Source organism: Ohtaekwangia koreensis, from assembly GCF_900167975.1.
In the GTDB taxonomy this organism is placed as follows: domain Bacteria; phylum Bacteroidota; class Bacteroidia; order Cytophagales; family Cyclobacteriaceae; genus Ohtaekwangia; species Ohtaekwangia koreensis.
On the sequence record NZ_FUZU01000001.1, the window covers coordinates 1,187,025 to 1,201,989 of the forward strand.

General features: G+C 42.1%; 12 protein-coding genes. 3 read left to right on the plus strand and 9 right to left on the minus strand.

The annotated features are described in order from the left end of the window. Positions 1 to 172 precede the first annotated feature (172 nt). On the plus strand, positions 173 to 2,629 hold the full coding sequence (locus B5Y40_RS05165) for a DUF2339 domain-containing protein (protein ID WP_079685620.1): 2,457 nt from the start codon (positions 173 to 175) through the stop codon (positions 2,627 to 2,629). Next, positions 2,626 to 3,873: a DUF3999 family protein gene (locus B5Y40_RS05170; RefSeq protein WP_079685621.1), complete on the plus strand. Its 1,248-nt coding sequence runs from the start codon at positions 2,626 to 2,628 to the stop codon at positions 3,871 to 3,873. Before B5Y40_RS05165 ends, B5Y40_RS05170 begins: the two co-directional genes overlap by 4 nt. Before the next feature lie 30 nt (positions 3,874 to 3,903). Here the strand turns inward: B5Y40_RS05170 and B5Y40_RS05175 are convergent, their stop codons facing one another. The 6 genes from B5Y40_RS05175 to B5Y40_RS05200 all read right to left on the minus strand — a co-directional run bounded on the left by B5Y40_RS05175 (position 3,904) and on the right by B5Y40_RS05200 (position 10,541). Next, positions 3,904 to 4,791: a sugar phosphate isomerase/epimerase family protein gene (locus B5Y40_RS05175; RefSeq protein WP_143785614.1), complete on the minus strand. Its 888-nt coding sequence runs from the start codon at positions 4,789 to 4,791 to the stop codon at positions 3,904 to 3,906. A gap of 30 nt (positions 4,792 to 4,821) precedes the next feature. Continuing rightward, positions 4,822 to 5,250, minus strand: coding sequence for a nuclear transport factor 2 family protein (locus B5Y40_RS05180; RefSeq protein ID WP_143785615.1), 429 nt, complete (start codon positions 5,248 to 5,250; stop codon positions 4,822 to 4,824). A 49-nt stretch (positions 5,251 to 5,299) separates the two neighbouring features. Further along, positions 5,300 to 6,655, minus strand: a complete 1,356-nt coding sequence (locus B5Y40_RS05185) for an acyl-CoA dehydrogenase family protein (RefSeq protein WP_079685622.1) — start codon at positions 6,653 to 6,655, stop codon at positions 5,300 to 5,302. Between the two features lie 119 nt (positions 6,656 to 6,774). Next, the gene (locus B5Y40_RS05190; protein WP_079685623.1) at positions 6,775 to 7,119 is read right to left on the minus strand and encodes an MmcQ/YjbR family DNA-binding protein; all 345 of its coding nucleotides are present in this window, start codon (positions 7,117 to 7,119) and stop codon (positions 6,775 to 6,777) included. 68 nt (positions 7,120 to 7,187) lie between these two features. After that, complete coding sequence (locus tag B5Y40_RS05195; RefSeq protein WP_079685624.1) at positions 7,188 to 8,912, minus strand: GMC oxidoreductase; 1,725 nt, start codon at positions 8,910 to 8,912, stop codon at positions 7,188 to 7,190. A gap of 39 nt (positions 8,913 to 8,951) precedes the next feature. Further along, positions 8,952 to 10,541 (minus strand): M1 family metallopeptidase, encoded by a 1,590-nt coding sequence (locus B5Y40_RS05200; protein WP_079685625.1) that lies wholly within the window; start codon positions 10,539 to 10,541, stop codon positions 8,952 to 8,954. 201 nt (positions 10,542 to 10,742) lie between these two features. On the opposite strand from B5Y40_RS05200, the gene B5Y40_RS05205 reads away from it, so the two are divergent. Continuing rightward, positions 10,743 to 11,393, plus strand: coding sequence for a hypothetical protein (locus tag B5Y40_RS05205; RefSeq protein ID WP_079687090.1), 651 nt, complete (start codon positions 10,743 to 10,745; stop codon positions 11,391 to 11,393). Between the two features lie 33 nt (positions 11,394 to 11,426). On the opposite strand, the gene B5Y40_RS05210 is transcribed toward B5Y40_RS05205, so the two are convergent. From B5Y40_RS05210 to B5Y40_RS05220, 3 genes are all read right to left on the minus strand, one after another. Continuing rightward, positions 11,427 to 11,657 carry a hypothetical protein gene (locus B5Y40_RS05210; RefSeq protein WP_159453610.1) on the minus strand — a complete coding sequence of 77 codons (231 nt, stop codon included), beginning with the start codon at positions 11,655 to 11,657 and terminating at the stop codon, positions 11,427 to 11,429. A gap of 64 nt (positions 11,658 to 11,721) precedes the next feature. Beyond that, entirely contained in the window at positions 11,722 to 12,288 is a 567-nt protein-coding gene (locus B5Y40_RS05215) for an RNA polymerase sigma factor (protein ID WP_143785617.1), read from the minus strand. 147 nt (positions 12,289 to 12,435) lie between these two features. Beyond that, positions 12,436 to 14,814, minus strand: coding sequence for an ABC transporter permease (locus B5Y40_RS05220; protein ID WP_079685628.1), 2,379 nt, complete (start codon positions 14,812 to 14,814; stop codon positions 12,436 to 12,438). Positions 14,815 to 14,965 lie beyond the last annotated feature (151 nt).

A 14,965-nucleotide genomic window follows, 5' to 3' on the forward strand; every position in this document is an offset into this window, starting at 1 on the left:
ATAATTCATTCCTTTAAAGGCCATTTCAGTAATCTGAAATGGCCTTTTTCTTTTTTAGTTATCTTTGAATTGACTTCAATGGTCAAGAATATTTAGCTTGCTCTATTGAAGCTTACGAAACTGTTGTGAATTCGTTAAATCTTATCACGCTAACCTACTTACCCTGTCGAACATGGAATTCCTATTGTTCTTAGTTTTCTTGATCCTGTTGATCACGCTGATCTTGCTGATCAGTGTGAAGAATAGTTTTTCTTCTCAGTTACAGGTTCTTCAACAAAAAATGGATCACCTGGCGCGCGACCTGGTTAAATTACAATCGAGAACGATCGAGCAAACTCCAGTTATAAAGACTGAAGAAAAGTCTGTCGCTCCGGAAAAACCGATTGAACAGGCCATACCGGTTATTATACCGGTGGTTGAGGAGAAGAAGGAAATTGTAATTGAGAAAGTACAGATTGAAGAAGTCCCCATCGCGGAACCTGAAGTGATACAAACTCCGGTTGAAATAATAGACTATCCCGTTGTAGAGGCAGCAAAAGCGGAAACGAAAAGACCATATATACCACCCGCTCCACGCAAGCCTGGCTTCTTTGAGCGTAATCCCGATCTTGAAAAATTCATTGGTGAGAACCTGGCAAATAAAATAGGGATTGGTATCCTGGTGCTTGGTATCGGTTTCTTTGTGAAGTATGCAATTGATCAGGATTGGATTAACGAGATTGGTCGTGTATTCATTGGTATAGCGTGTGGAGGAATTCTGATTGGCGTAGCACACTATATGCGCAAAGCGTTTGCTGCTTTCAGTTCGGTACTGGTAGGCGGTGGTATAGCCATACTATATCTCACAATAGGTATTGCATTTCATGAATATAATTTATTCACACAGACAGCAGCTTTTGTGCTAATGGTTGTAATAACCGGTTTTGCTATTGTCTTGTCGCTTGCATACAACAGAATAGAGCTTGCTGTACTGGCTATATTGGGCGGTTTTGCATCGCCTTTCATGGTGAGCACGGGTGAAGGAAATTATATAGTACTTTTTACCTATATACTAATCCTGGATGTAGGAATGCTGGTACTCGCTTACTATAAGAAGTGGAATCTCGTTAACATCATCGCCTATATATTTACACTTATATTGTTTGGTTCATGGCTTGCTGCCAAATACGAAGGCAATAACGTTCCCATGATGCAAGGTGCGATCATCTTTGCTACGTTGTTTTATCTGGTGTTCTTTATGATGAACATCATTAACAACATTCGTAATAAGACTGCCTTCAAGTCGATTGAGATAACGCTTCTTCTTAGTAATACATTTTGTTACTACGCAGCAGGGATGATTATTCTGGATGGTGATGCAGGATCAGACTTCAAGGGTTTGTTTACCGCTGCTCTGGGTATATTTAATTTCATCTTTGCCTATACACTCTATAAAAACGAGCGCGTTGATCGTAACCTCGTTTTCCTGTTGATAGGTTTAGTGCTCACGTTTATAAGTCTGGCAGCTCCGGTTCAACTTGAAGGAAACTATATAACTTTATTCTGGGCAGCGGAAGCTGTGCTATTATTATGGCTATCACAGAAGTCGGGTATCCGGTTGATGAAGCTGGCTTCGCTGGTGGTAATGGCCCTGATGATAATTAGTCTGTTAATGGATTGGGAACAGCTATACTTTGGTGGTATGAGTGACCTCGCTGTCATCGTTAACAAAGCCTATATCACCGGTCTGGTTGTATTGGCCTCTATTGCCGGTACGATTTACTTCCTCAGGTTTGAAACCTCAGAATATTTGGAATACGTTCAGCCGTATAGGCTGATTTTGTCAATCGGAGGGATCATTCTCTTGTATGCATCACAGTTTTTTGAATTGCAATATCAGCTTCCCAAGTATATAGATGATTTTTCAGCCGTCCTGATTGTTATAGGAAGCTATAATATGCTTTTCATAACAGGATTGTTATTGGCAGAGAAGAAGCTGATTCTACCAAATCAATTCCGCCAATTCTTTGCCGGATGGGGTGTGGTGGCAATCGCATCATTTCTATTTTTCTATCATGGAGAAACCTTGACAGCCCGAAATAATTACCTGCAGGGATTCGCAAGCATTACGGGTTTTGCTTTTCATTATGTATATATAGCCCTTGTGCTTTTAATTTCAATCATAACGTTAAGACGCGTACGGCAGCTTAAGGATTTTAATGAGAAGACACATAATGCTTATTCCTGGTTTTACATTATGTTCTTTATATTCCTTGCCAGTGCAGAGTTGGATCACACGGTGTTGTTGATCGGATATTCAAATCCTGATTCCATGTACCACATCATTACTCAGAACCATAAGATCGGGTTCCCGATCCTTTGGGGTATAGCATCGTTCCTGCTCATTGCAATAGGCTTAAAGACCAAAAAGAAACATCTGCGTATTATTTCATTGTCGCTTTTATTGGTGACTTTATTGAAGCTATTCATCGTGGACATCCGCGGCATCTCAGAAGGTGGAAAGATCGCAGCGTTTATATCGCTTGGCGTTTTGCTACTCGTAGTGTCGTTTATGTATCAGCGATTAAAGAAACTACTATTGGTAGACGAGCCTGTCTTGGATAATACACAAAAAGAAGAAGAAGCATGAAACGATATATAGGTATAGTTGTTGGTATAGTGTGTCTGGGCAGCTTCAGCATGCAGGCGCAACAATTTCGTGCGGAAGCATCGCTACCCAACGTAGAGGCTGATGGCTTTTACAGGATATTACTCTCCCCGGAGATAGCACCATATTCAAATCAGCAGTTTAGTAATATTCGCTTGTATGATGCAAATAAAAAGGAAGTGCCGTATGTGTTGCAGGAAGAGCAGCCTTCCTATCAGCAGGCACAATTCAAAGCGTATACCATCGTGGAGAAAACGCAGCAGCCAAATTGCTGTACGACATTGATTTTGCAAAACCCCGATAAGACTTCGATCAACAATATAAATCTTTTGATTCGCAATGCAGAAGTAACGAAGGAAGCTACACTTTCGGGGAGTGATGATCAGAAGAACTGGTTTGTTATCAAAGAGCAGTTTTACTTGCAGTCTATAGATAACAGCAGTGAAGCTGCCGATATGAAAGTCGTAAACTTTCCACTGAGTAACTACGCCTATTATCAACTGCGCATTAATGATTCTACAAATGCTCCCTTAAATATACTTAAGGCCGGATATTACGATGTGCTTACATCCGGTGGTGCCTATACGGAAGTTCCCATACGAAGTTTAGTAAGCGCGGATAGCGCGAAGGAGAAGAAAAGCTATATATACCTTCGGTATGACACGCTTCGGTTATTGGATAAACTTGAACTTACAATGACCGGTACACCGTATTTTTTGCGAAACGTTGAAGTATACCAACGCCAAACACGAACTACGAAAAAAGGAAAGAAGGACTTTTATGATCTGGTAACTTCATTTGAGGTGAGTTCAGCACATTCTTCTATTATTCAATTGCCAATGCTAAAAACAGAAGAGCTGATGCTGGTAGTAGATAACCGCGATAATCCTTCTTTGGCGATAGCAGATATAAAGGTATACCAGCTGAATCGTTACCTGGCGGCATGGTTAAAGAAAGGCGATACATATACCATGCAATTTGGTGATGAAGCTTTACAGGCCCCTTCGTATGACCTCGCTTTTTTTAAGGATAGCATTTCATATCAGCCGGCAGTATTGAAGGTGCAGAATGTAAAACGCATTTTGGAAGTAACCAAGACCGAAGAGTCGCCTACATTTTTTAAGGACAAGCGTGTTATCTGGGTTGCCATTATACTCGTGATCGGAGTACTTGGATTTATGTCTGTCAGACTGATCAAAGAAACAAATGCTCAGAAGAAGGTATAGATCATCCTCTATACCCTTCTGAATATCAAATTATTTTAAAAGCTCTTTCTTTACATACGCAGCGCTGTTTGCTACACTTTGAAAAGGGTCTGCCATCAGGTTGTTCCCTTGTTCAACGAAGATGTGCTGTAAGCCAGCGAGCGAATCATCTGCAAATATAGTCTTGAAGTCAATAGTGCCGTTACCCACTTCGGTATGCAGGTTCCTATTCACTTTATCCATGTCTTTAATATGCCACATAACGAATCGTCCCGGACGTTTTTTAAACCAGTCATGTGGTTTTAACGGAGACGAATGCATAACCCAGTATAGATCCATTTGCATTTTTACCAATGAAGGATCAGTCTCCTGTAAAATGATGTTGTATCCAATCTGTCCTTGCTGATCAATAAATTCAAAATCATGATTGTGATACGCAAGCTGGAGATTAGCTTTCTTTATAGTTTCACCAATGAGGTTTAGCTTCTCAGAAAGGATTTTGAATTTTTCGATAGTTCTTGACTCCGGATCGAGCCATGGCCATGTTATATACTCTTGCTTTAAAGCATGTGCGCCTTCAATGCATTGGTCAACGTAACGGTTCAGATCTTCTACCGGAGTATTCATAAATTTATTGAGATCATAATGCCCTGTCGAAGTCGTCAGGTTGCTATCATTCAAAAGCTGTTTGGCAACTTTAGGTTCGAGTCCCCAATAGTATTTATTACCTCCATAGTTAAAGCCATATGTTTCGACTTCTTCATAACCCAGCGCTGCTATCTTTTTCAGCGTGCCACGCAGATCTTTGGCCATGGGTTCACGAAGTGTATAGAGTTGAAGACCCAGTTTATACTTTGGTCTGAGTAAAAATGAAGGAGTTACAGCCGCAGCTGTTGCCAGCGCAGTTGCGTGTTGTATAAATTTTCTTCTGGTTGTCATGGGGAATGAGGGTATAGCCGGTAACAAGATTTACTGTGGTAATTTATAGGCTTGTCTGCCGATTAATTTCCACTCGCCATTTTGTTTTTGCCATACCAGCAGTACACCGAGTTTTACCGAACCAGGCTTGCCGCTGTCATTGGTTTCTCCTGTCAGCGTATGGCGAACAAGGGCGGTTGTGCCAATAATCCTGATCGTTTGATCTGTAAGCGTAATGGTTACAAAATCTGATTTGCCACTTACGAAGGCTTCTACAAAAGCACTCTTGTCTTCAAGCTTACCATTGGAATGCCCATAACTTAATTCAGGGGCCGTGATCTTTTCGAGAGATGCTCGATCGCCATCGATCATCGCTTTGCGCAGGAACTCAACGGTAGTGGCTATATCTTTCTCATCAGAAGTTTGTGCCCAGGCTGCAAAGCCAAAGAAACACATCATTAACATTAAAGTTGTATTCATAGAAATATAGGGGTTGGTTAAAAACATTGCTTTAACGAATATATACTCATCATACAAAAGCGCTCTGCCCGGTGATTGCGCGTCCGACAATCAGCGTGTTGATCTCTTTGGTGCCTTCATACGAATATATAGCTTCTGCATCTGCCACGAAGCGGGCGATGTCATATTCAATCAGAATTCCATTGCCGCCAAATAGCTCGCGTGCGTGGCTCACTATATCTCGTGTATGCAGTGAGCAAAATACTTTGGCGAGCGAAGCTTGTTCATCGGTAAGTTTACCAGCGTCCTGCAATTGTGAAAGTCTGCAGACCATAGTTTGCATCGCCGTCAGGTTGCTTAACATTTCAACGAGAAGGTCTTGTACCATTTGAAAGCTGCTGATGGTGCGGCCAAACTGTTTGCGTTCGTTCGTATAGCGCAATGCACTTTCGTAGGCACCACGGGCACATCCTACCGCTTGCCACGCAACACCTGCCCGCGTCATGCGAAGAACCTGTGCAGTGTCTTTAAATGAATTCGCCTGTTGCAGGCGATTACTTTCGTGTACCTCACAATTGGTAAGTGTAATCAATGCGTTCTGTACAATGCGAAGCGCCATCTTGCCTTTGATCTTGTCTGCCTGAAATCCTTTCGTACCTTTTTCAACTATAAAACCTTTCACAGAATTGTCGGCTATATCTCGCGCCCAGATCACTACAAGATCTGCAAAGGTCGCGTTACCGATCCATTTCTTCTGGCCATTCAAAACCCACGTATCGCCTACACGCTCGCACGTACACGTCAATCCTCCAGCGGCAGCCGATCCTACTTCCGGTTCTGTTAATCCAAACGCTCCAATCAATTCCATCTTCTGCATGCGCGGAAGCCATTGCTGTTTTTGTTCTTCGCTTCCGCAATAGTATATAGAGCCCATGGCCAGCCCACTCTGTACGCCAAAGAATGTTGATGTTGAACAATCCACCCGTGCCATCTCCATCGCCAGAAAGCCTTCTAATAAACTTGACATACCCGGACAACCGTAGCCATGATACGTAAGTCCGCAGATGTTAAGCTTGGCCATCTCCGGTATAATGTGATGAGGAAATTCATCTTTCAGCCAATACTCATTGGCAATGGGTTTGATATGCACTTGCATAAACTCCCGCACCTTTAATTGTATAGCGCGCTCCTCCGGTGAAAGCCATTGATGCAGATCGTAAAAGTCTCCATCTATTTCCGGAAACTCATGTTTCTTTTTTCCGCCTTCCATAAACTTCATCAGTTTCTGAAGGTCTTCACCTTTCATACTGCTAACGAGGCCGACCATTTTATTAAGGTCAACCTTTTCAGAAAGCTTTCCGATTTTATCAAGGTCAAGCTGTTGTAATAAACCTATGGTTGATTTTATTTTTTTGATGATTGACATACTTTGATTCGTTGTTGAAAACGAAGATAGGCAAAGTAATCATCACGCCAAGCTACCGAGTGAGGAGCGGTGTAGCGTAGTTTGTGTCACGACCGGATATAGGGTATATATGATATACGTTATTCATTCGGAAATATACTTTCTTTCAATTTCTTCGGGGCGCTCTGTTTCCAGGATAGATTCAGGGCATCGGTAAACATCGACTTTCTTACTTTTGATAGTTCGATACAGGTCCAGCCTTGTTTGCCCCAGGCGCCTTTAACCGGATAAAATACATTTGCGTTGTAATCACAAAATACAGACTGATCCACAAGCGCCAGCTTCACAACAGCGCGTTTCTCGGCAGGCCATAGCGTAAGAAATATTTTTTTCTTTACACGAAAGGAGGGACGCCCCCAATGATCATGCTCCTCGGTTTCAGGAAGTGATAATGCGAGCTTTCGTGCTGTTTCAAGATCTATCATGGCTGTAATGTGTTTAAGATCCTAAAGTATAGCCGTGATGCCCGGATTAATTGTACAAACACGACATGCTATAGATTCCGCTTCTTCAGTTCCTCTACTGCATACTTTACTGCGCGCGCTGTTAATGCCATATAGAGTATAGATGGACTTTGATTACCTGTACTTGTCATGCACGCGCCATCCGTTACAAATACATTTGAGCATGCGTGTAACTGATTCCACTTATTCAATAACGAAGTCTTCGGGTCGTGTCCCATGCGGCAACCGCCCATCTCGTGTATATCAAGTCCGGGTGCCTGTTTCGTGTCGTACTGATCTATTTTTGTACATCCCGATTTTTCAAGCATCTCCGAACTTTGAGTGAGAAAATCTTTTATCATTTTCTCATCATTGTCGTCATAGTCCACGGACGTAACCAGTAGGGGAATGCCCCACTGATCTTTTTCAGTTTCACTAAGCCGTACATGATTTTTTTCTTTGGGAATAGTTTCGCCCTGCATATACATATAGGTTCGCCAGTCACCGGGCGATGCCACGGCTTCTTTTAAATCTACTCCACAGGCGGCCTCCGTTACATCCATTTTACCACGGGTGCGGTATGCGCCCATAAACGTTGTAAATCCTCCTATATAATCAGTGTCTTGCTTGCCAAGGTTCCTATAGTTTGCCAGGATGGGTTCAGTCGGGTTGCGACCATAGTAATATTGATCATCAAACCCATCGATGGCAGCACTCACCGATGCACGATAGTTATGAAAGGCTATATATTTACCAAGAAGACCATTGTCGTTGCCCAGTCCGGTAGGGAAACGATTGGAAGTCGAGTTTAGTAAAATAAGATTTGTATTTAGAGCCGAAGCATTTACGAAAATGATTTTCGCGAAGTATTCGGTGGCTTTGTGTGTATGGGCATCAATCACGCGCACACCATGTGCCTTACCTTTACGTTCGTCATATAGTATAGAATGCACAACAGCGTCTGGTTGTACCGTTAAGTTGCCTGTGTTCTGCGCCCACGGTAATGTTGACGAGACAGAACTAAAGTATCCTCCGAAAGGACAACCTCGCATGCACAGGTTTCGCGCCTGGCATTTTCCGCGCCCTTGCTCAAGATGAATTGGCTGTGGCTGAGTAATGTGTGCCCAACGCGCCTGCACTAAAAAGCGATCGGGATAATGCTTCTTTATTTTTTGCTGAACATGAGATTCAACACAATTCAAATCGAAAGGCGGAAGAAACTCTCCATCAGGCATCGCTTCTATACCATCCGAATTACCGCATACGCCAATAAATTTTTCAACGTGTGAGTACCAGGGTGCTATATCTGTATACCCGATAGGCCACGCAATGCCATATCCGAATTTAGCAGGGGCCGTAAATTCATGTTGACTCCACCGCTGACAAGCTCGTCCCCAGATAATAGATTTACCGCCTACCTGGTATCCGCGAATCCAATCGAAAGGTTTCTCTTGTATATAGGGATGATCTTTGTCTTGTATAAAAAAATGTGCGGTATCTTCTCCAAAGCCTGCAGCCTTACTGATCAATGGATTGTTCTGGCGATACTCCTGCGTTACACGTCCGCGATGTGTAAACTCCCACGGGTTTTTTGTTGCTGTAGGATAATCTTTGTTATGTACTATATTTCGCCCACGTTCAAGTACCAATGTTTTCAGTCCATGCTCACATAGTTCCTTGGCTGCCCATCCTCCGGAAATTCCAGAACCAATCACGATCGCGTCAAATGTATTTTGCTCTGCTCCAGATGAATTGATGTTGATGTCTTCTCTCATAGCCAGGTGTGTTTGTAGCGGGTTACATATATAAATCGCTTATTCGTAGATCACGCGTTTTAAATAATATCCATCCGAATCGATTACAGGTACCGAAGTACTATTCAGAATTATTCCTTCTTTATTCAGTGTAATTCGTTTTGTGCCGGCATCTGTTTTTACTTCAAGTGGTAAGGATGTATTAAAATTTAATAACTGGATTTTGTATTTATTGTCGGCTGTTTGTTTGACAAGCACATCAAGTTTATCCGTTGTATATAGATATAGGTCGAATAATGGTTTGAGATCTTGACCGGAAGCTTTGCTGAAGAGTTGTTCTACATTTGCTGTGCTTACCAGGTTGTTGTACGTATACTGCGGATCGGTAGCCAGTTTTTTTAAGGTAGGAAAGAATATACTGTCACCGATTACATACCGGATGGTGTGCATGAAGAATGCCCCTTTACCATAGATGTCTCCATGGTATACTACATCGGTGTCGAGGTTATTGCCTTGTACAACCGCTTTTTGATTTTGTGTACTGCGCGCAGTTTGCTGCATACGCTTTTTATACGCTTCTTCACCTTCCAGTTCACGGGTATATAAATGATCTCCGAACGTGCAGATACCTTCCTGTATCCACATATCGGCCCAGTCAATACCGGTAACCTTATTACCCCACCACTCATGGCCCAGTTCATGATGCAGTAACCAGTCGAAATCTTTACCGCCAACTTTCGCATACCTGAATTTATTTCCATACGCGTTCAGCGTCTGGTGTTCCATTCCTAAATGCGGTGTTTCACAGATCGCCAGCTTCTCCTTCACCCATGGATATTCACCGAAGTATTTTTCCTGTACACGAACGCTCTGTTCAAAAATATCCAGCAGATGCTTGGCACGATGCGCGTGTTCTTCCAATACATAGAACTGCATCGGTACTTTGTTTCCATTTATAGTCGTATACTCCCGCGATGCTATCGTATACTTTCCTATATTAAAGACTATACTATAATTGTTGATGGTGTAACTCGTTTTCCAATGGTATGTACTTTTAGATCCCTTCGTGAAAACCTTTTTTAGTAAACCAGGTCCGGCTACATATAGTCCTTTCGGAACAGTAATGATCAGATCCGCGCCTTCGTTCGGTTCATCGCTGGGATGGTCTTTGCAAGGATAGTATATTTTTGCGCCTTCACTCTGGCACGTTATAGCAACCCATGGATTGCCCAGTGAATCTTTAGCCCATTGAAAGCCACCGATCCAGGGAGCGCGTTCAGCAATGCCAGGCTTCCCTCCATATTGAATTTTAACCGTCACTTTTCCTGCAGCAACAGCGGATGCAGGAGTGATGCGAATTAAATCATCGGCTTGTGTGAAGGGTTGCTCTTTTTTATTCACCCATACTTTTTTCACCGTAAGTAAGTGTACCAGGTCAAATAATAATACATTGGTTGCCTGAGATGTAATGAGACTGATCTCGGTATATCCATCGATGCTTTGTTGTTCGGGGTCTACATCCAGAGCAATGGTATAATGACGAATGTCCATCAATGCCTGCTCCGGTTTTAACACCCCACCGGATTTTAAATTCTGTGCATGGACATGTATAGTAAAGAATGTAAAGATGATAAAGAGTGCTCTCTGCATAAGTGTTCAAGTTTTCTTCAAGTTAGCTTTTTGATTATGAATAGGGAAGGATGTTGGTAATCCCTACATGACCGGATTACAATGGAGAATGTCGGTCAATACGGATTTTTAAATGGATCAACATTGAAAAAATATTTTTAAAGGGGCATGGGGGTAAAGATTATCTGCATTGTCATAAGAGCATTAAAACGCAAAATGATTATGAAAAAGAACCTTACAAGTATGACAATGGTGTTGTTGTTCTTTGCAAGTTTTACGCATGCACAGGATATACAAACCGTTTTTAAAGGCAACGGTAATGGCCGGATAGGCGGCTATGGCGCTATTACAAATCAGTTTACTACCATTCGCGGCAAGTATGCAAACCTCGCGGGAGTATACGGTGGAGTATATATAAATCAAAAGTTTATGATCGGATTCGGTGGGGCTGCTTCTACAAATGATATTCCGGTACCGGTTGAGTTCAGGGCTGTGCCTGATCAGGATTTAACGTATCAATATGGACAATTTGGTTTGGTATCGGAATATATACTTGGATCGAATAAAACTTTTCACGTTGCATTTCACCTTTTCTCCGGAGCTGGTTTCACGCTTCAGTATGATCGTCATGATTGGGATGATGATGATTGGGACGATGATTTTGATCATGACTGGGATGATGAATCGCATGATACAAATTGGTTTACGGTAGTAGAGCCTGGTATTCAAGCAGAAGTAAATCTCTTCAAATGGATGCGCTTCAGCCCGGGGGTTAGTTATCGTGCAGCATTTGGAAGTGAAGGAAAAGGATTGTCGGATAGTGATCTGAGTGACCTGTCGTACAACGTGACATTGAAGTTCGGAAGATTTTAATGTCAGAAAAGTCATAGAGAAGCAAGTGCTACTCTATGACTTTTTTATTTTTGTGAGCAATCTCCTCAGTATAGGAACAGGATTATTTACCACTGTATCACTTCCTGTTTCTAGTAATGTTCTGGCATTACCGTTCTTCATTTGCTTTTGTGTTTCGGCACGCTTCACCAGCATATATAGCAAGATCATCAACACCAGTATAAGTACATATACCAATGCAATGATAGAGCGTTTCATTTTAATGTAACGCGAATGTCGGGCCATGAGCTTTTTATAGTTCCGGTGCCGTGCTATCTGCCCGGGACTTATCGTACGCCTCAATCGTATTTCATTCCTTGACATCGTACTTGATCCGTAGGTTAAAATTTTTTCGTAGTCTGTCTAATGCCCGGTATGTACGCATCTTCGCTCCACTTTCCGTAATGTCCAGGATAAAAGCGATCTCTTTAAAATCCTTGTCTTCGAAAAAACGCAATTCCAATACCTGTAGCATGTCCGTTGGCAACTCCTTAAAATACTCGAGTAATTTTTCCAGTACCTCTTCGTCCCAACCTTCATTCTCCTGCTCGAACAATTCCCGTACCCGTATTTCTTCAATACTGAATACTTTGTCATTCTTCTTTTTGCGGTAATATTTATTTACTTCGTTGCTCGCAATCTTATATAGCCATGCCGAAAAGGGTACGCCCCTAAATTCATAACGACCTATATTTTTTAAAGCACTGAGAAAGGTTTGCGAACAGAGATCATCCGTTAACTCTTCATCATCGGTCTGGCGATATATAAAGTTAAAAATGCGGTCGAAGTATTTTTCATAAAGCTCTCCGAAGGCGTTGGGATTCCGCTTCGCCCGCTCCAGGATTGCGTACTCGTGTTGTATCTCGGCTTCTGTCATGCGCTGCAACTACAGTACTATAATCCGAAGGATTATGCAAAGTCACAAGTCATTGAAAATAATAACGCGGAGACACTGCATATAGTCTATGAACTATAGCGATATCACACTATGGTCCATAGACTTATCAATGATGGATTTCAAGCATTATTCGCTTCGCAAAGTATCCACAGGGTTGATCAGCGCAGCTTTTATTGCCTGGAAGCTGGCGGTTCCAAAGGCAATAACAATTGAAAGACCTGCTGCCAGTAACAAGGGCCACACACCAATTTCAGTTTTATAGGCAAAATCATTCAGCCATTGATACATGATCCAGTACGCCAATGGTAATGCGATCATGATGGAAATAAGAACCAGTCTCGTAAAATCTTTTGTGATGAGCAACACTATGCTTGAAGCAGTAGCACCCAAGACTTTTCGGATGCCAATCTCTTTTGTTTTCTGCGCAGCAGAAAATGATACCAGTCCAAACAACCCAAGGCATGCGATAAGAATTGTTAAGGTGGCAAACGTGGTGCTGATCTGGCTCATGCGCTCTTCATTTTTATACATGGCAGCATACTCTTCATCCAGAAAAGTATAGTCGAACGGTCTGTGTGGTGTAACCGTATTGCAGATCGATTTTAATTTTGCAAGCAACTCTGTGGTGTTTCCTTCTTTCAGTTTTATGAAGATGGTACTAAACTGATATTCTTCTGTAAAGAGAACGAGCGGTTCAATTTTTTGCTTGAGCGGAGCAAAGTGAAAGTCTTCCGAAACGCCTACAATTTCGCCATGACGACCATTCATATCGATCGTTGTGCCGACTGCTGTTTCAACTGCTAGTCCTAAATCACGTATAGCCGATTCATTCAAAACAAATGAAGTGATGGTATCGGTTCTCATTTTTATATAGTCATTCTCCGTGAAATTTCTACCGGCTACAAGTTTTATATTCAGGGCCGGTATAAAATCAGGATCAACTGCATTGGCAGTAACGATCATGCCGATTTCATTCGCGGCACCGGGCAACATAACCGAATAGCCACCATCAATCTTTGTAGGAGATTCTATAGCGCGTGCTACATGCGAAGCAATGCCACTGCGAAGAATCTCTGTTCTAAATTCGTTATATACCGCAGCTGTTTTTGCATCCAGCAACATGATCACTACATTCTCTTTGCTATAGCCTAGTTTTTTATTCTGTATAAATGAGAGTTGCTGCAACACTACGATCGTCCCAACGATTAGTATAATGGATATACTGAATTGGACCACTACCAGACTTTGGCGTAACCATATACCTTTGCCCGAAGTTTTAAAATTACCTTTCAATATACTTACGGGTTTAAATGCGGTAATAGCAAAGGCAGGGTAGGCGCCTGCCAGCAGGGCAATAACGACCGATGCTATAATTGACGAGAGTATAAATTCTAAATTGATAAATGTACCGGAGTCAAATTGTTTGCCTGTAACTTGATTGAAAAGAGGCAGTGCTATTTTTGCCAGTAGGAAAGAAAAGATTAATGCGATAAAAGTCAGAATAGCGGATTCGCTAATGAATTGCATAAATAGTTGATTACGCAACGCTCCCACTACCTTGCGAATACCAACTTCTTTTGCGCGATCTGCAGCACGTGCAGTAGCCAGGTTGATATAGTTGATACAAGCTATAATCAGCACCAGTAAAGCAATGGAGCCGAATATATATACATATTGAATGTCGCTGGCCATGCCTGACTTCAGGTATACATCTCCTACAGGGTAAAAGTTATACTTTACATAATCACCGGGATTTGTTAGCTCCGAGGCGACTTCTTGTTTTACCAATTCATTTGTTTTATGAGTCAATGCAGAGACATCAGCGCCTGGTGTCAGCAACATATAGGTTTCATAATTGGCACTCCACCAGCTTGTTTCTTTGGATGCTGCAAGTGATGAGAATGAACCGATAAAGTCGAATTGTAATAATGTGTTGGACGGTGCATCCTCCACCAGCCCCGTGATGGTATAGTCTCCTTTGTTACCCACCTCGATGGTTTTGCCCATAACATCTTCGCTGTCGAAATATTTTTTGGCCATCGATCTCGTTAATACAACAGAGTTTGGTTCTGTTAAAGCTTTGTCAGGATTACCCTTTACCAGAGAGAATGAAAATACCTTGAAGAATGTACTGTCGGCATAATAAAATTTTCTTTCCTGAAAAAGCTTATCATCCTGGCGGATGACAAATCCATTGGAAGCAGATGGATTATAGAGTCGCACGCCACTTTCAACTTCGGCAAAATTCTTTTGTGCAGCGGGAAGCAAAGCGGTGGGTGAAACAGAAGTTTTGGAAGTATGACCACCGAAACTATATTCCAGGGAAGCCCTGTAAATGCGGTCAGCCTTTTCATGGAACTTATCGTAGCTTAGTTCATGTCGAATCCATGTTACCAACAAAATGCAAGTGGCCAATCCCAGGCTCAGTCCGAATATGTTAATAGCAGAATACGACAAATGCTTGCGGAGACTGCGAATGGCAATAAGAAAATAGTTTTTGATCATGGTTTCATGGGTTACCTTGCTAAGACCTAATTTAGGATGGCAGGGTTGCAGCCGGTTAGAATATTTTGTGAACGGCCGGATAAAAAGTTAAATACCGAACTATGCGTGACAGGAGTTTATTTCAGATGGGCGTTCTTTGTACGAATATTTG